The sequence below is a fragment of the Gordonia cholesterolivorans genome (assembly GCF_039531975.1).
Lineage (GTDB): Bacteria > Actinomycetota > Actinomycetes > Mycobacteriales > Mycobacteriaceae > Gordonia > Gordonia sihwensis.
Genome location: NZ_BAAARB010000016.1, coordinates 42,570 through 59,189, shown reverse-complemented (window position 1 = coordinate 59,189; position 16,620 = coordinate 42,570). Strand labels below are relative to the sequence as shown.

Sequence of the window (16,620 nt, the reverse complement as noted above, 5' to 3'; positions counted from 1 at the left end):
CAGTACCCCGGTCGCGCCGGCGGTCGTGCATCGTTCAGTGCGCGACGGCGTACTCGGTGTGGTCGGTCCGGAACTCCGGCTTGCCGTAGTCGGCGAGCCGTCGCTCGACCATCCGCGTCGCGTACCGGTCGACGTGCGGGGCGAGGAACGGGATCCGCGTCGCGTACTGGGCGGCCGCGAGGCGACCGACGATGAACGGTGCGGTGACCGCGATCCTGGCGAAGTCGGCGGCGGCGATCTCGACGCCCATCCGTGCCGCGGCACGGCGATTCCCCTGGCAGAACGCGATCATGAACGCGATCTTGCTGTAGCTGCGCTCGACGGATTCGGCGGCACGGTCGAAGGCGGCGTGTCCCGAGCGCAGGTAGGCGTTCATCGTCGAGACCAGTGACGCGCACGAGCCGTCGAATCCGGCGCGCAGCAGCGCAGCGCGGCCGGTGAACACGTCGACCACTCCCCGGGGCGTGGCGGGGACCAGTTCCTCGGGAAGCCCGAGCAGGAAGCAGCGGTACCGGTGGAACTCCACCGTCGCCCGCTCGGCCCGGGTGAACTCGGAGCGACCCTGTCGCAATGCGCGCTGGGCGAGGATGAACGCGCCCATCAGACCGGCCGGTGCCTGATCGAGTTGGGGGATCGGGATTCCGTAGGTGTCGACATCCCAGGTTCCGGATCGGCGCAAGGCGTTGTACCGCACCATCGAATGCATCAGTCGCACCATCGCGGCGGCCTCTAACCCCGCGCCGTCGCGGTCGAGTGCGCCGGGCAGCGTGGTAACCGCGAAGAAGCTCGTCGTCTCGTTGACCCGCCGTGCCGCGCGTTTGCCGGTCAGTGCGCCGGTCATCACCATCGGAAGTGCGGCGTACAGATTCGTGAAGGTGGCGATGAACGCCCTGCGGGTGATGAACGGCGAGAGCAGCGCGGACGGCACTCGCGACAGGCGGGCGCCTTCGGCGACCAGGTCCAGATCGATCCAGTCGGGGGTGGTCTCCATCGCTTCCAGGAACGACGCCAGTTCGGAAGGCGCGTCTTCGACGGCGTCGATCCCCTCGCGGCACGCCGTGCGGAGCATCGAGATCAGCTCCGAGACGCTGTGGTCGGCCGCGAGCGCCGCATACCTGTCGGCGACCACGTCGCCGAGCATCGTCGACGTGGTCATCAGCTCCACGATTCGCTCGTCCGACAGGTAGCGGGACCGGCCGCCCACCCACGCCGGTAGTGCCGATTCGACGTCCGGGTCAGTGGTGAACCGGTAGGGAACGCCGCTGAAGTCGACGTCGCCGTACACCTCGGGCAGGGCGTCGGCTTGTCGGCGGACCACGTCGGCGAGATCGGGGTAATAGGTGGTCACGGCGGCCCTCCGGGGTAACTAACACATTGTTAGTTACTAACTAACAATGTGTGAACTACGATGTCAAGGGTGACTTCGGAGAACGTGCGTCGGCGGATGAGCGGTGCGGCCCGGCGTGAGCAGATTCTCGACGTCGCTCTCGCGATCGTCGACCGCGAGGGCTTTCACGCCGCGACCCCCGCCCGCATCGCCGACGAGGCCGGAGTGCACCGGACGCTGATCTATCAGCAGTTCGGCGACGTCACCGGACTGTTCGTCGCGCTGGTCGATCGCGAGGGCGACCGAGACCAGGCCGACTTCGCGGCCGCTGTCGCGAGCGCGGAGGGTCTCGCCGGACTCGAGCAATTGCGTGCGGTGCTCGCGCGGCTGATCGAGGCGATCGACGAGAATCCGGCGAGCTGGCGGCTGTTTCTGTCGCCCCCGCTGGGGGCGCCTGCCGAGTTCGGCCGGCGGCTCGAAGTGTCGCAGGAGCGGGTGCGGAAGTACCTGGCGGAGGTCGTCGCCGACATCGGGCTCGACCAGCTCGATCCGGAACTGACGGCGCGCGTGATGCACGCGGGTGCCCGGGAGCTGCTGGCCTTCCGGCTGGAGAATCCCGACTCGGCCGCCGTCGACCGGCTGCTGGAGTTCGCCGACCGGATGGGCGCCGGGCTGCTGATGCTGCAGAAGCTCGCCTCCCGGCTCGGCCGGGAGGCCAGTCTTTAGCGAGACGGACGGGGTCATGACCATATCGATTTGATATGTCTGCATATCGGATCTCCGGGTTCCCGATCGCCTCCGGTTCGCCGACCGTGGAGGTATGACTCAGACACTGCATCGTGCCGGAAAGTCCGGGAGAGGCGACCGGCCCGATCCCCGCGCCGTGGTTCCGGGGCTGCTGATCTGCGGCGCGGTCGCCCTCGCCGCCACCGGCATCACCATGCTCCTGCCTGCGGTCAGTCCGCTCCTGCTGGCCATCGTGATCGGCGCGGTGGTCGCCAACGTGGTCCGGCTGCCTGCCGCCGCGGCGCCCGGACTGACGCTGGCGTCGAAGACGCTGCTGCGCATCGGTGTCGCGCTGCTGGGGCTGCAATTGGTTCTCGGTGATGTGCTCGGACTCGGATTCGGGATGATTCTGGTGGTCGTCGCGATCGTCGTCGGCGGCATCGTCGGGGGTCTGCTCATCGGACGGGCGCTGGGCATTCCGTTCGCCCGCCGGCTGTTGATCGCCTGCGGCATGTCGATCTGCGGTGCGGCGGCGGTCGCGGCGGTCGACGGCGTGGTGGAGGCCGACGACGAGGACACCGCCACCGCGGTCGGCACCGTCGTCATCTTCGGAACGCTGATGATTCCGGCGATCCCGCTGCTCTCCCACGCGATGGGGCTCTCGGACGAGGTCGCGGGGCTGTGGGCCGGCGGCTCGATCCACGAGGTGGCGCAGGTGGTGGCCGCCGGCGGGATGATCGGCGGAGGCGCGCTCACCGTCGCGGTGGTGGTGAAGCTGGCCCGCGTGATGATGCTCGCGCCGGTCGTCACCGTGCTGAGCATCCGTCAGCGCCGCGCCACCGGGGTAGCGGGCAAGCGGCCTCCCATCGTTCCGCTGTTCGTGGTGGGATTCGTCGCGTGCGCGATCCTGCGGTCCACCGGAGTGCTGCCCTCGGCGGTCATCTCCGTGGGGCACGAGGCGCAGGTGGTGCTGCTGACGATCGCGATGGCGGCTCTCGGACTCGGCGTCCGCATGGAGGTCATGCGCAGGGTGGGATGGCGTCCCTTCGTCCAGGCGGCGCTGACCACCGTCCTGGTGGCCGGTGTGGCACTCGGCGGGGTGCTGCTCGCCGGGTGAGCTCCGATCGGGAAAACTTTGGCTCCCGGAACGGTCTCTCAGACCGTTCCGGGAGCCAAAAATTCTGCGGGTCGCCGCTACACGCCCAGGTCTGCCCCGGTCAGGGGCGGCGAATCCGCGAGTGCGGCGTTCTCCTCATCGGTGAACACCCGCGATCGGGACAGGAACCGGACGCCCTCGGGGGCTTCGAGGGAGAATCCGGCTCCGCGGCCGGGAACCACATCGAGGATCAGCTGCGTGTGCTTCCACAGTTCGAACTGGTCGCCGTTGATCCAGATGCGCACCGCGGGCAGCGGTTCGGGCAGTTCGACCTCGCCGACGAGCACGTCGCGCTGGCCGACCCGGTACTCGCCGACCGGGTAGCACATCGGAGCGGAGCCGTCGCAGCATCCGCCCGACTGATGGATCATGAGCCCGCCGTGAAGCTCCGACAGCTTGGTCAGGAGCTCCACGGCGGAGTCGGTGGCAACCACGCGCGCGACGGTTGCAGGCTCGTTCATCGCACGCCGGCTTAGAAGAAGCCCTTGGCGCTCTGCGCGTAGCCGACCAGCAGGTTCTTGGTCTGCTGGTAGTGGCTGAGCATCATCAGATGGTTCTCGCGGCCGACGCCCGACTGCTTGTATCCGCCGAAGGCGGCGTGCGCCGGGTAGTCGTGGTAGGTGTTGGTCCACACCCGGCCGGCCTGGATGTCGCGGCCCGCGCGGTAGGCGACGGCGCCGTTGCGGCTCCACACGCCGGCGCCCAGGCCGTACAGCGTGTCGTTGGCGATGGAGAGCGCGTCGTCGTAATCGGTGAACGAGGTCACCGACAGGACCGGTCCGAAGATCTCCTCCTGGAAGATCCGCATGTCGTTCTTGCCGCCGAAGACGGTCGGCTGGATGTAGAAGCCACCGGAGAGGTCGCCGCCCAGATCGGCGGGCTCGCCGCCGGTGAGCACCTTGGCGCCCTCCTGCTTGCCGATCTCCAGGTACGACTTGATCTTCTCCCACTGATCGTTGCTCGCCTGGGCGCCCATCATGGTGTCGGTGTCGAGCGGGTTGCCCTGCTTGATGGCGGCGACCCGGGCGACGGCGCGCTCGAGGAAATCGTCGTAGATGCTGCTCTGCACCAGCGCGCGGCTCGGGCACGTGCACACCTCGCCCTGGTTCAGGGCGAACATCGAGAAGCCCTCGAGTGCGCGGTCGAGGAAGCCGTCGTCGGAGGCCATCACGTCCTCGAAGAAGATGTTCGGGCTCTTGCCGCCCAGCTCCAGGGTCACCGGGATCAGGTTCTCCGACGCGTACTGCATGATGAGGCGGCCGGTGGTGGTCTCGCCGGTGAAGGCGATCTTGCGGATGCGGTTGCTCGAGGCGAGCGGCTTGCCCGCCTCGACGCCGAAGCCGTTCACGATGTTCACGACGCCGTCCGGCAGCAGATCGCCGATCAGGCTCATCACGTACAGGATCGACGCCGGGGTCTGCTCCGCCGGCTTCATGACGATCGCGTTGCCCGCGGCCAGGGCCGGGGCCAGCTTCCAGGTCGCCATCAGGATCGGGAAGTTCCACGGGATGATCTGACCGACGACGCCCAGCGGCTCGTGGAAGTGGTAGGCGACGGTGTCCTTGTCGATCTCGGAGATGCCGCCCTCCTGGGCGCGGATGGCGCCGGCGAAGTAGCGGAAGTGGTCGATCGCCAACGGGATGTCGGCGGCGAGTGTCTCGCGGACGGCCTTTCCGTTCTCCCACGACTCGGCGACGGCGATCGCCTCGAGGTTCTCCTCCATGCGATCGGCGATTTTATTCAGGACGGCGGCGCGCTCGGCGACCGACGTCTTGCCCCACGCGGGTGCGGCGGCGTGCGCGGCGTCGAGCGCCAGATCGATGTCCTCGGCGGTGGAGCGGGCCACCTCGCAGAAGGTCTTGCCGTCGACGGGCGACGGGTTTTCGAAGTACTGACCCTTCACCGGCGGAACCCACTTGCCGCCGATCCAGTTGTCGTAGCGGGACTGGTAGCTCATCAGCGAGCCGTCGGCTCCGGGCTTTGCGAAGACGGTCATGATGCTTGCACTCCTTCGTGGATTCACTTCAATCGGTGAGGTGAATCACACACTAGGGGTGGTGTGGTTGCAGTCGCGTTGCATCGCGGCGCGGGGTGCGCCCGGCGCCCTCAGCGCCGCACTCCGAACCGCCGATCGAGCAGCCGGACCCGCCCCTGTGCGACCGCCCGCTGCGGATGTCCGGCGGGGAGCCGCTGGGCGAGCGCGTTCCACGCGGTGATGTCGTCCCGGCCGTGCGGCGAGGCGACCCACGCGTTCAGGGCGACGAGGTCGCCGGTGCCGAACATGCGCGATCGCAGGTCTTCGCGCACTTCGTCGAACAGTTCCACCACGCCGGGGGCGAGGGACTCGGCCAGCAGTCCGCCGCGCCCCAACGCCCGGACCGCCGCGGTCAGATCGCCCGCGGCGATGAGCCCGCGCAACTCGTCGACGTCGGAGCCGGCGTCGACGGTGAGCCGGTACGGGCGGGCGGCGATCACATCGCCGAGGTCGCGCCGCAGCCGCGAGATCTCGGCGCGCACGGTGACCGCGCCGAGCACCTCGTCCGAGAGCATCGTCGCGAGTTGCTCGGTGCCCAGGCCTTCGGGGTAGCTCTGCAGCAGGAGCAGGATCTCCGCGTGCCGCGGCGACAGCGTTCGGGCGGCGCCCGCGGCATCGTGCCAGTGGGCGGGGCCGTCGGTCAGCACGGTCAGCCGGGGGCGCGTGTCGGGTCGGACGAAGGTCTCGGGTGCGGCGAGGTCGACGGCGCGTGATTGCAGTTCCCGCTCCACCGCGGCGACCACCGATCGGACCGCCGCGAGAGCGAACGGTGCCGCGGCCGCGGGTCCGCCGGTGACGTCGACGACGCCGAGCAGTTCGCCCGACACCGGATCGTGCACCGGGGCCGCGGCGCAGTTCCAGTTCTGGACGGGACCGGAGAAATGCTCCGGACCGATGATCTGCACACCGCGATTCATCGTCAGGGCGAGTCCGGGCGCATTGGTGCCGACGGTGTCCTCGCTCCACACCGAGCCCTCGACGAAGTTGATGCGGGCCGCGGCGTCACGGGCTCCGTGGTCGCCCTCCACCCACAGAAGCCGGCCCTGGTTGTCGGTGAGCGCGACCACCACGCCGGAATCGGCGATGTCGTCGAGCATCAGCGACTGCACCAGCGGCCGCACGGCCGCCAGCCGATGCGACGAGCGGTACGCGTCGAAGGCATCACCCGACATGGGGGCACCGGCGTCGTGGCCGGGTTCCACCTCACCGGGATCCACTCCTCGGCTGCGGGACCGCTCCCACGATTCCCGGACCAGCGAGCGCACGGAGTCGTCGGCGGGTGAGACACCGGCGAGGAACTGCTCGTAGGCACGGCGGACGCGAGTCGACACGCCGGCGCCGTCTCTCATCGCGTTCAACTCCCGACTGTTTTCGCAGGTCCTCGTCCTTCGATTGTGCCTGCACGGTGTGACCCGGGCAACGACCGGCCCCGTCGGCGGCCCGGGCTACACCGATTGCCGCGATCGCGAATCGTTGTGCCGGGCCCATGACAAACGTCATGGCGAACCGATGACATCCGCTCTGGGTGACCGGCGTCCCCCGGCGGGAGAGTGAATGTCATGACACAGCGACATCTCACCCCAGCGCGAACCGCGTCGACGGTTCCGGCCATCGCCATCTCCGATCTGTCGAAGCGGTTCCGCGGCTCGAAGGGCGAGACCGTCCAGGCCGTCGACGGCATCGACCTTCAGATCCAGCCCGGCGAAGTGGTGGCCTTCCTCGGGCCCAACGGCGCGGGCAAGACGACCACCATCGACATGATCCTCGGCCTCACCACACCCGACTCCGGCGAGGTGAGGGTCTTCGGCCGCGATCCGCGCGAGGCGGCGCGCGCCGGCCGGATCGCCGCGGTCATGCAGACCGGCGGACTGCTCGACGACTTCACCGTCGCCGAGACCGTCTCCACGGTCGCCGCGCTTCACGGGCGCACCGCCGACATCCCCGAGGTGATGCGCCGTGCCGACATCGCCGATCTCGGCGCTCGCAAGGTCTCCCGGTGCTCGGGCGGTGAGCAGCAGCGACTCAAGTTCGCGCTGGCGTTGCTGCCCGATCCCGACCTCATCGTCCTCGACGAGCCGACCGCCGGGATGGACGTGGAGTCGCGCAGGACCTTCTGGGCCGCCATGCGAGCCGACGCCCAGCACGGCCGCACCGTCCTGTTCGCCACCCACTATCTGGAGGAGGCGGACTCCTTCGCCGACCGCATCGTGATGATGGCGAGCGGCCGGGTGGTCGCGGACGGCTCCACCGCCGACATCCGCGCCCGGGCCAGCCGCCGCATCGTCTCGGCCGTCCTCGACGACGACGCCGTGCCCGGTCTCCAACGGGTGTTCCCGGACCTGGAGATCACCGAACGGCGCGGCGGCCGGATCTATCTGTCTCTCGAGAACTCCGACGTCCTCGCCCGCCACCTGCTGACCAGCACCCGCGCCCGCGACCTCGAGATCGCCAGCCACAACCTCGAAGACGCGTTCGTCGCGCTGACCACCGGCGCCTGACGCGCCGAGACCTGAAAGGCATTGCCATGAGTCTCAATTCCACCCTCGCTGCGAGCAGCGTGTCGACCGTCTATCTCCGTAACGACATCCGCCGCGTTCTGCGGAACCGGCGAGCGATGATCTTCACGGTCGCGATGCCCGCCCTCCTGTACCTCGTCTTCGGCGCCACCCAGAAGAGTTCCGAGACCGTCGGCAGCGGCAACGTCGCCTTCTACGTTCTGGTCGGCATGGCGTTGTACGGCGCGGTCCTGGCGGCGGCGTCGAACGCCGCCGCGGTCTCCATCGAGCAGCAGGCCGGCTGGACGCGCACACTGATGATGACCCCGCTGCGGCCCGCCGGTTACGTCTCGACCAAGGTCGCGCTCGCGTTGACCATGAGCGCACTGCCGGTGGTGCTGCTGGCCGTGGTCGGCGCGATCTCCGGAGCCACCGCCCCGGTCGGAGTCTGGGCGGTGTGCCTGGTGTTGGCGTGGCTCGGCTCGGCCGTCTTCGCGGCGCTGGGGCTGGCCCTGGGCAGCATTCTGAAGTCCGACGGCGCCATGCAGGCCCTCGGCGGCGTGCTCGCGCTGCTGGCCTTCGCGGGCAACGTCTTCGTCCCCCTGAACGGAACCATGCTGCGGATCGCCGAGTTCACCCCGATGTTCGGCGTCGTCTCGCTGGCGCGGTACCCGCTCGACCACGGGGTCACCGTCTACGGCACCCCGATCTCCCTGTGGGTGATCATCGCGAACATCGCCTTCTGGGCCATCGCATTCGCCGTTGCGGCAAGCTACTTCTACAACCGCAGCACGCGCAGGCAGTAGTTCGCGCCGTGCCGGGACCAGTTTGGAGGAACCGATGACCGCAGCGCCCGCCCCCACCTCACCGTGGCGGAGCGGGCGCTGGCTGTTCGCGGCCGTGTGGCTGCTGTTCATGGGGTATCCGATCGCCGGGATCATCACCGCCGACGCGCGATGGCTGATGAAAGCTCTGGCCCTGGCGATCATCGCGGTGTTCGTCGTCGTCTATCTGCTGCTGTGCGTGTACTCGATGTTCGACTGCGATCCCCGCTCCGCGCCGGCGCGCAACGCCGCGATCGCCCTGCTCGCGGTTCTGATGATCGGACTGATGCCGCTGCTGCGCGCGGACGCGTTCTCCGTGGCGCCGTTCGTGATGGCGGCGGTCGCCTTCGCGGCACCGTGGCGGGTGGGGTATTCGCTGGCCGGGGTGGCGGCGGTCCTCGTCTCGGCGGTGGTCGTCCCGGAATTGTTCGGGTGGGAGCTCGACAGCGGCTTCCTGATCGTCCTGCTGGTCGTCGGCATCACGATGGGGTTCTCGCGCGTGATGCGCGACGGCGAGCGCGACCGGGAACTCGCCGCCGAACGCCAGCGGGAGCTGAACGGGCAGCTCGCGGTGGTCGCCGAACGCGAACGCGTGGCCCGCGACGTGCACGACATCCTGGGGCACTCGCTGACCGTGATCTCGGTGAAGTCCGAGCTCGCGGGCCGGCTCGTCGATCTCGATCCGGCGCGGGCGAAGCAGGAGATGGCGGAACTGAACGCGCTCGCCCGGCAGGCGCTCGCCGAGGTCCGGTCGACGGTCGGCAACCTGCGTGCGCCGGAACTGCCGAGTGTGGTCGCGGCCGCGGAGATCGCGCTGACGGCGGCGGAGATCGACGCCGACCTGCCGGATCCGGACGCCTACGACGGTCCGCACGCGGCGCTGTTCGCATGGGTGCTGCGCGAGTCGGTGACGAACGTCGTCCGCCACAGCGGAGCCACCCGATGCGTCGTGACGCTCACCGATCACAGCCTGACCGTCGCCGACAACGGTCACGGCTCGCCGCTGTTGACCTTCGGGAACGGCCTGCGCGGGCTCGCTGAACGGGTCGAGGCCGGCGGCGGACGCCTGACGGTCGATTCCGATGCCACCGGCACCACGGTGACCGCGAGCGTGGACGAGGGACGGTAGGTTCTTCTCCGAGAGGGGGACCGGTGGAGACCATCCGACTGCTGCTGGCCGACGACCAGGCACTGGTCCGCGGTGCGCTCGCGGCGTTGCTCGATCTCGAGCCCGACCTCGCGGTGGTCGCGCAGGTGGGCCGGGGAGACGAGGTGGTGGACGCGGCGCGGTCCAGCGGCGCGCAGGTGTGCCTGCTCGACATCGAGATGCCCGGGGCCGACGGCATAGAGGCGGCCTCCCGCATCACGCGGGAGCTGCCCGGAGTCCGCTCGCTGGTGGTCACCACCTTCGGCCGGCCCGGATACCTGCGCCGCGCGGTGGACGCCGGTGCGTCCGGATTCGTCGTCAAGGACACCCCCGCCGCCGAACTGGCCGACGCCGTGCGACGCGTCCACGCCGGGCTCCGCGTCATCGATCCGACGCTGGCCACCGAGAGCCTCACCAGCGGTGACAATCCGCTCACTCCGCGCGAGACCGAGGTTCTCACCGCCGCGCTCTCGGGTGCGACCGTCGCGACCATCGCGTCGCAGGTGCACCTCTCGGCGGGCACCGTGCGCAATCACCTGTCGTCGGCCATCGGCAAGACCGGCGCGTCGACGCGGGCCGAGGCCGCGCGGATCGCACGCGATCGGGGCTGGATCTGACCCCGGTGCGACGCCGCGTCCCCGCACTGACCGGTGTCCGGACCGTCGCCGCGCTGTCGGTCTGCCTCACGCACGCCGCGTACTGGACCGGCCACTACACCGACGACTACGTGGGTCGGTTGCTGTCTCGTTTCGAGGTCGGCGTCGCGCTCTTCTTCGTCCTCTCCGGCTACCTGCTGTTCGCGCCCTGGGTGCGGGCGTTGCAGGAGACGCAGTCCGGAGCGCCGGCCGAGTATCCGGGGCTGCGGCGCTACACGTGGCATCGGGTGCGGCGGATCGTGCCCGCCTACTGGGTCACGGTGCTGGCGGTGGACGCGATCTTCCTGGTGCGCGCGGACACGTCCGACTTCGGTCACGGGTGGTCGGACCTGCTGCGGAACCTCACATTCACCCAGGTGTACGGGCTCGGACACCTGCACACCGGCCTCACCCAGATGTGGAGCATGGCGGCGGAGGTGGCCTATTACATCGCGCTGCCGCTGGTGGCGTGGCCGATCGCGCATCTGGTGTGCCGCGATCGGTGGCGGCCCGACCTGCTGCTCGTGTGCCTGGGCGGGATGCTGCTGGTCTCGCCGTTGTGGACGGTGGTGGTGCACGGGTCCGACGGCGTCGAACCCACCGCGCGAATGTGGCCGCCCGCCTTCGCGAGCTGGTTCGTCGGCGGGATGGTGCTCGCCGTCCTGGCCCGGACGGTGACGCGGTGGCCCGCGATCCCGAGCGTCGCTGTCGCGGTCGGTGCGTTCCTGATCAGCGGCGGCGCGGTCGCCGGAGAGCCGACGATCGTGCCGGCCGACGCCGGAGCGACGGTCGTCAAACACACGCTCTACCTGGTGGTGGCCCTGGGTCTGGTCGGTCCCCTGGCGATCGGCCCCGGCGACGACGCGTGGTCCCGGGTGTGCGGCAGTCGGCCGATGGTGTGGTTCGGCGAGATCTCCTACGAGTTCTTCCTGGTCCACGTGATGGTGCTGGAGTTCACGATGGATCTTCTCGGGTACTCGGTCTTCACCGGATCCACCCTCGCGGCCTTCGTCGTGACCAGTGTCATCAGCGTGCCCGTCGCGTGGTCGCTGCATCGCCTCACCGCCCCGCTGTGGCGGGATTCTCCCACGCGATCTGTCGGGGTCCGCGGGTAGAATCGGCGCCATGACCTCACCGCAGCGTGCTGTCACGGCAGCCGATCTCCGTCAGTGGACGACGGATGCGCGGGTGCCCGGGCAGCCTGCGGAACTGTCCGACACCGCGTGCATTCTCATCGCTGCCGGCTATCTCGTGCCCACCGCGCGGGCGACGGTGGTCCGCCGCGTCTCGCAGGGACTGCCGATGCCGGTTCCGCAGTCGGGATTCAGTGAACTGCGGCGCGTGCAGCGCGGAATCGTGCACGCCGAGCGCAAACTGGCGTCGACGATGCTGCCGGGCGTCGTGGTCCCGATCATCCGGTCCCGGATGGCCGGGCTCACCCGCCGGCGCGACGAGGCGCACCGCGCGGTCGTCACCGGCAAGGGCGTCTTTCCGTCGGGTATGCGGGCCATTCGCCGAGAACGCCGCGAGAACGTCTACCTCGAGGTCGATGAGCGCGAGCAACTCTTCGCCGGGCTGCTCTGCACACCGGTGGCGAACCTGTCCACCTCGGGTGCCCGCTGGGCCGGCACCGATGCCCTGGACAAAGTGGCGGGAATCGTCGACAAGGTCGCCGGGCGCGCCGGACGCAGGCAGGTGGAGCACTGGGCCGACGAAGTCTTCGGAACCATGCCCACCACGCAGGACTCGTCGCGCGGTTCGAGCTTCGCCGACGGCTACGAGGCACTCCTGTTCGTCGCCGGCCACTACTACGACCGCATCCGGACCAACCCGGCCTGGCTGTCGGACCACTTCGAGATGCAGCGGGTGCAGGTGAACCTGCACGCCGAACTCGCCGAGATCGCCTCCGACGTCGTGGCGCTGCGGGCGTTGCGCGTCGATCTCGACCGCGCTCGGGACAACGGCGGTTTCGATCCCGGCTTCGTCGCCCACATCAGAGAGCGCGAAGAGGCGTTGCGGCCGGTGTGGACCGAACTGATCGACCGCGTCCACGCTCTCATCGACATCTGTGCGACCGTCGAGTCCGCGGCTGTCGAGTTGCGGCTGCTCAACGAGTTCGACCGTGCCACCACCATCGACGCGCGCATCGACCATCTGCTCTCGCGCTCCGGCGACCGCGAACTGTCCGCGGACCATTCCCGCAGGCTGTCGCAGCAGGTGCGCAGCGGCGAAGAACAGCTGCGCATCTACCGGGACGTCCTGCAGGGCAACATCGCTCAGCTCGGCACGGCGGCACCCGCGCAGCTTCCGGAGAAGTACGAGCCCTGAGTCTCAGGAGCGGGTCCACTCGCGCAGACGGTCCTTCTCGGCGGCGGTCAGGCGCCGCAGACTGTGCTTCTCGATGTCGACGACGGCCATCTGAGTGGTTGCGACGCACGCCGGGCGCGCCCCCGCGGGCGCGGCGGCGCCGGCGATCTCGTAGCCGATCGTGAAGTCGACCGATCGGAAACCCTTGATCCACATCCCGATCCGGAGCGGCGAATCGTCGTGGTGCAGCTGTGCTCGGTACCGGATGTCGACGTGGACGATCATCGCGCTCTTGATGTGCGGTGCGTAGTCGTCCCCGGCGCTCAGGAGCCACTGGATACGTGCCTCCTCCATGAGGGTCACCATCCGCGCATGGTTGACGTGACCGAAGGCGTCCATGTCCGACCACCTGACGGGGACCTGCGCGGTGAAGGCGTGGCGACGGCCGTCCGGCAGCGTCGAGGTCTCGGTCATGTCGCCGATCCTAGTGCCGGCCCAGCACGCTGCTCGGCATCGACGTTCACACGGTCGACACTTTCGCCGGGTACGCTGGGCGACCATGTGGTGCGATCGTATGTCACTGAAGCTGGTCACCGCCGGGTCTGTCGTCGCGGCTGCGGCCATGCTGGCGTCGGTGTCGACCGCACCGGTCAACGCCGCTCCCAAGGGGGCGCACGTGGTCGCGGAGAAGGTTCGGAGCATTCACCGGGTGGACCTCACCGTCAAGTCGGCGGCGATGAACGGCTCGGTGCCGGTCACGGTTCTCAGCCCCGGCGGCTCCGGTCCGCGGCCCACCGTGTACCTGCTCGACGGCGCGGACGGCGGAGACAAGGTCAGCGACTGGATCACCAAGGGCGGCGCCGAGTCGTTCTTCGCCGGGCGCAACGTCAACGTCGTCCTGCCTGCCGGTGGAGCGGGCAGCTTCTACACCAACTGGGAGAAGCCGGACAAGAAGCTCGGCAAGCCTCAGTGGGAGACCTTCCTGACGCAGGAGCTGCCGCCCGTGATCGACGCGAAGTTCAGCGGGTCCGGACGTAATGCGGTGATGGGTCTGTCCATGGGCGGCCAGTCGGCGTTCGCCCTCGCCACCCGCCACCCCAAGCTGTACCGCGGTGTCGCCTCGATGAGCGGCTGCCCGCGTGTGTCGGGTCAGGCCAACGAGGCCTACGTCCGCGCGACCGTCGCGAAGAGCGGCGCCAACGCCGACAACATGTGGGGTGCGCCCGGCTCCAAGGACTGGGTGCAGCACGATCCCGCCCACAAGCTGGACGCCCTGCGCGGGAAGGCGTTGTACATCTCGTCCGGTTCGGGTGCGGTGGGACCGCTCGACCTGGCCGCCAAGCGTGACCCCAAGGACGGCCCGGAGAACGCGCAGATCGCTGCCGGTTCGGCGCTGGAGGTGGGCGCGAACCGCTGCTCGCTCGAGTTCGCGACACTGCTGCGCGCCAACGACATCCCCTTCACCTCGGGATTCCGCCTGATCGGCACGCACAGCTGGGACTACTGGAAGCGCGACCTGCCCGAGGCGTGGAACGCCATCGCGCCCTCACTCTGACCGCGCGCCGGCGTACTTCTCCGCGAAGGTGAGGAAGGCGTCGTTCTCTGCGGGATGGGTGACGGTGACCCGCACCCCGTCGCCCGCGAACGGTCGGACGATCACCCCGGACTCGGCGCACTCGGTCGCGAACGGCATGGAGTCGTCGCCGAGCATCAGCCACACGAAGTTCGCCTGTGAATCGGGTACCCGGTAGCCGAGCTCGCGCAGTCGTGCCGTGACGCGTTCACGTTCGGCGACCACCGCGTCGGTCCGTGCCAGCAGCTCGTCCTGTGCGTGCAGGGAGGCGACGGCCGCGGACTGGGCCACACTGCTGACGGTGAACGGCACGTGCACCTTGTTGAGCGCGGTGATCACCTCCGGATCGCCGACCGCGTATCCGACCCGCAGGCCGGCGAGTCCGTACGCCTTCGAGAAGGTGCGCAGGACCACCAGGTTCGGGAACTCGCGCCGCAGTTCGAGGGCGTCGTACGCGAACGGTCCGGTCAGCCGCATGTACTCGAAGTAGGCCTCGTCGAGCGCGACGACGATGTCTGACGGCACTGCGGCCAGGAAGTCGCGCAGCGCCTGCGCCTCGACCACCGTGCCGGTCGGGTTGTTGGGGTTGCACACGAAGATCAGGCGCGTCCGGTCGGTGATCGCGCCCGCCATGGCTGCGAGGTCGTGCACGGCGTCGCCGGTGAGCGGGATCTGGACCGGGGTGGCGCCGACGACGCGCGTCGCCACCGGGTACATCTCGAACGAGCGCCAGCCGAACAGCACCTCGTCGCCCGGGACGGCGGTGACGGTGATCAGGTTCTGGCAGAGGATCACCGATCCGCAGCCGATCTGGATCTCCGCGGGGGTCACGCCCAGGCTCTTGGCCAGTTCGTCGGTGAGCTCCACCATCCCGTTGTCGGGGTAGCGGTTGGCCGTCGCTGCGGCCTCGGCGATGGCAGCGGCCACGCCGGGGAGCGGGGGGTCGGTCACCTCATTGCTGGCGAGCTTGATCGCGCCCGGAAAGGTCTTGCCGGGGACGTAGACGGGCAGGGTGTCCAGATCGGGGCGGATTCGCATGCTCACCCCTCAAATGTACGTCTGACCTGCGGGTCGATGCTCATCCGGTCGGCGATTTGCGTCCCGACGCTCCCTCTGTGTAATGTTTTGCCCCGGCGGCCCGAAAGGACTCCACCAGGGAGGCGTGCCAGAGCGGCCGAATGGGACTCACTGCTAATGAGTTGTTCCATGAAAGTGGAACCGGAGGTTCAAATCCTCTCGCCTCCGCCGACCGGGACACGCACCCGGTACAATTGAAGAAGTGCGGATCGCAAGATCCACTACGCGCCCGTAGCTCAACGGATAGAGCATCTGACTACGGATCAGAAGGTTTGGGGTTCGAATCCCTACGGGCGCACTCCGAGAAGGTCCCCGTCGTTCGCGACGGGGACCTTCTCGTCGGTGGAATACGGCACAAGTTCCTAGAACGACGAACCGGCGCCATTGGGCGGACCGTCAGCGCCCTCGTACCGGCTCACTCCGCGGCGATCCGCCGCAGGACCGTCAGCGCACGCTCGACGACGGGAGACGCCGGCTCGGGAATCCATGCCGCGGACAGATCGATTCCTGCCTCGGGGCGCAGCGGAAGGTACCGGACTCCGGCGATGTCGAGAGCCGACGTCGGCTCGGGAACCACCGACACTCCGAGCCCGGCGGCCACGAGCGTGACGAGAGTCGAGGTCTCGGTCACCTCGTGCCGGATCCGCGGAACGAACCCGGCGTCGGCGCACAGGCCGGTGACCAGTCCGTTGAGCGCCGAGCGGCCGTGGCCCGCGTGCATCACGAAGTCGTCGTCGCGCAGGTCGGCCAGATCCGCCTCGCCGCGTCCGGCGAGCCGGTGACTGTCGGGAACCAGCGCGATCAGTCGATCGTGGCGCACCGGCTCCACCACCACGCGCGCACTGGTGACCGGGGGCCGCAGCAGCGCCAGATCGATCCGGCCGGCCTCGAGCGCCGTCACCTGGTCGGGGGCCAGCATCTCGCCGCGCACGCTCACATCGACGCCGGGCAGCTCGTCGCGCAGTGCTCGCACCAGACGCGGGAAGAGTGAATAGGTGGCCGATCCGACGCACCCGATCGTCAACGCGCCCTGCATGCCCTCGGCCACCCGGTGCGCCTGCTCGCCGGCCGCATCGACGGCGTCGAGGATCTCGCGGACCCGGTCCAGATACACCTCCCCGGCCGGAGTCAGTTCCACGCGACGGGTCGATCGCGTCAGCAACTGGACGCCGAGCTCTTCTTCGAGCTGTCTGATCTGCGAAGACAGCGGCGGCTGCGCGATGTGCAGACGTTCGGCGGCGCGACGGAAGTGCAGCTCCTCGGCGACCACGCGAAAATACCGGAGATGCCGCAGTTCCATGATTGATACCTCTCCTGT

General features: G+C 69.1%; 16 protein-coding genes and 2 tRNA genes. 11 read left to right on the top strand and 7 right to left on the bottom strand.

The annotated features are described in order from the left end of the window. Positions 1-34: 34 nt before the first annotated feature. Positions 35-1,348: an oxygenase MpaB family protein gene (locus ABFX36_RS14230; RefSeq protein WP_062366151.1), complete on the bottom strand. Its 1,314-nt coding sequence runs from the start codon at positions 1,346-1,348 to the stop codon at positions 35-37. 69 nt (positions 1,349-1,417) lie between these two features. Between ABFX36_RS14230 and ABFX36_RS14225 the strand changes: the two genes are divergently transcribed. Together ABFX36_RS14225 and ABFX36_RS14220 are read left to right on the top strand one after the other, a co-directional pair. After that, a complete protein-coding gene (locus ABFX36_RS14225; RefSeq protein ID WP_231650119.1) occupies positions 1,418-2,053 on the top strand; it encodes a TetR/AcrR family transcriptional regulator in 636 nt (211 codons plus the stop codon). A gap of 94 nt (positions 2,054-2,147) precedes the next feature. Beyond that, complete coding sequence (locus tag ABFX36_RS14220) at positions 2,148-3,170, top strand: YeiH family protein (protein ID WP_006897477.1); 1,023 nt, start codon at positions 2,148-2,150, stop codon at positions 3,168-3,170. A gap of 77 nt (positions 3,171-3,247) precedes the next feature. Here the strand turns inward: ABFX36_RS14220 and ABFX36_RS14215 are convergent, their stop codons facing one another. The 3 genes from ABFX36_RS14215 to ABFX36_RS14205 form a co-directional block, all read right to left on the bottom strand. Next, the gene (locus tag ABFX36_RS14215) at positions 3,248-3,670 is read right to left on the bottom strand and encodes a DUF779 domain-containing protein (RefSeq protein ID WP_006897476.1); all 423 of its coding nucleotides are present in this window, start codon (positions 3,668-3,670) and stop codon (positions 3,248-3,250) included. 11 nt (positions 3,671-3,681) lie between these two features. Further along, positions 3,682-5,205 (bottom strand): acetaldehyde dehydrogenase ExaC, encoded by a 1,524-nt coding sequence (gene exaC / locus ABFX36_RS14210; protein WP_006897475.1) that lies wholly within the window; start codon positions 5,203-5,205, stop codon positions 3,682-3,684. 110 nt (positions 5,206-5,315) lie between these two features. Further along, the gene (locus ABFX36_RS14205) at positions 5,316-6,593 is read right to left on the bottom strand and encodes a sigma-54-dependent transcriptional regulator family protein (RefSeq protein ID WP_346076921.1); all 1,278 of its coding nucleotides are present in this window, start codon (positions 6,591-6,593) and stop codon (positions 5,316-5,318) included. A gap of 210 nt (positions 6,594-6,803) precedes the next feature. On the opposite strand from ABFX36_RS14205, the gene ABFX36_RS14200 reads away from it, so the two are divergent. The 6 genes from ABFX36_RS14200 to ABFX36_RS14175 are packed head-to-tail and all read left to right on the top strand — an operon-like array spanning position 6,804 to position 12,673. Continuing rightward, complete coding sequence (locus tag ABFX36_RS14200; RefSeq protein WP_006897473.1) at positions 6,804-7,742, top strand: ABC transporter ATP-binding protein; 939 nt, start codon at positions 6,804-6,806, stop codon at positions 7,740-7,742. 26 nt (positions 7,743-7,768) lie between these two features. After that, a complete protein-coding gene (locus ABFX36_RS14195; protein ID WP_006897472.1) occupies positions 7,769-8,545 on the top strand; it encodes an ABC transporter permease in 777 nt (258 codons plus the stop codon). A 34-nt stretch (positions 8,546-8,579) separates the two neighbouring features. Beyond that, entirely contained in the window at positions 8,580-9,692 is a 1,113-nt protein-coding gene (locus ABFX36_RS14190; protein WP_346076870.1) for a sensor histidine kinase, read from the top strand. A gap of 23 nt (positions 9,693-9,715) precedes the next feature. After that, the gene (locus ABFX36_RS14185) at positions 9,716-10,327 is read left to right on the top strand and encodes a response regulator transcription factor (protein ID WP_006897470.1); all 612 of its coding nucleotides are present in this window, start codon (positions 9,716-9,718) and stop codon (positions 10,325-10,327) included. A gap of 5 nt (positions 10,328-10,332) precedes the next feature. After that, the gene (locus ABFX36_RS14180; protein ID WP_346076869.1) at positions 10,333-11,460 is read left to right on the top strand and encodes an acyltransferase family protein; all 1,128 of its coding nucleotides are present in this window, start codon (positions 10,333-10,335) and stop codon (positions 11,458-11,460) included. A gap of 10 nt (positions 11,461-11,470) precedes the next feature. Beyond that, the gene (locus tag ABFX36_RS14175) at positions 11,471-12,673 is read left to right on the top strand and encodes a hypothetical protein (protein WP_006897468.1); all 1,203 of its coding nucleotides are present in this window, start codon (positions 11,471-11,473) and stop codon (positions 12,671-12,673) included. 3 nt (positions 12,674-12,676) lie between these two features. On the opposite strand, the gene ABFX36_RS14170 is transcribed toward ABFX36_RS14175, so the two are convergent. Further along, complete coding sequence (locus ABFX36_RS14170; protein ID WP_006897467.1) at positions 12,677-13,126, bottom strand: acyl-CoA thioesterase; 450 nt, start codon at positions 13,124-13,126, stop codon at positions 12,677-12,679. Positions 13,127-13,226: 100 nt separating this feature from the next. On the opposite strand from ABFX36_RS14170, the gene ABFX36_RS14165 reads away from it, so the two are divergent. After that, positions 13,227-14,207: an alpha/beta hydrolase gene (locus ABFX36_RS14165; protein WP_006897466.1), complete on the top strand. Its 981-nt coding sequence runs from the start codon at positions 13,227-13,229 to the stop codon at positions 14,205-14,207. Here ABFX36_RS14165 and hisC read toward each other — a convergent pair. After that, on the bottom strand, positions 14,199-15,269 hold the full coding sequence (gene hisC, locus ABFX36_RS14160; RefSeq protein WP_346076866.1) for a histidinol-phosphate transaminase: 1,071 nt from the start codon (positions 15,267-15,269) through the stop codon (positions 14,199-14,201). The genes ABFX36_RS14165 and hisC overlap by 9 nt on opposite strands. A gap of 112 nt (positions 15,270-15,381) precedes the next feature. On the opposite strand from hisC, the gene ABFX36_RS14155 reads away from it, so the two are divergent. Further along, positions 15,382-15,470 (top strand) — tRNA-Ser (locus ABFX36_RS14155). 57 nt (positions 15,471-15,527) lie between these two features. Next, positions 15,528-15,600: transfer RNA gene (locus tag ABFX36_RS14150), tRNA-Arg, on the top strand. 117 nt (positions 15,601-15,717) lie between these two features. Here the strand turns inward: ABFX36_RS14150 and ABFX36_RS14145 are convergent. Continuing rightward, positions 15,718-16,602, bottom strand: coding sequence for a LysR family transcriptional regulator (locus tag ABFX36_RS14145; RefSeq protein WP_045537891.1), 885 nt, complete (start codon positions 16,600-16,602; stop codon positions 15,718-15,720). Positions 16,603-16,620 lie beyond the last annotated feature (18 nt).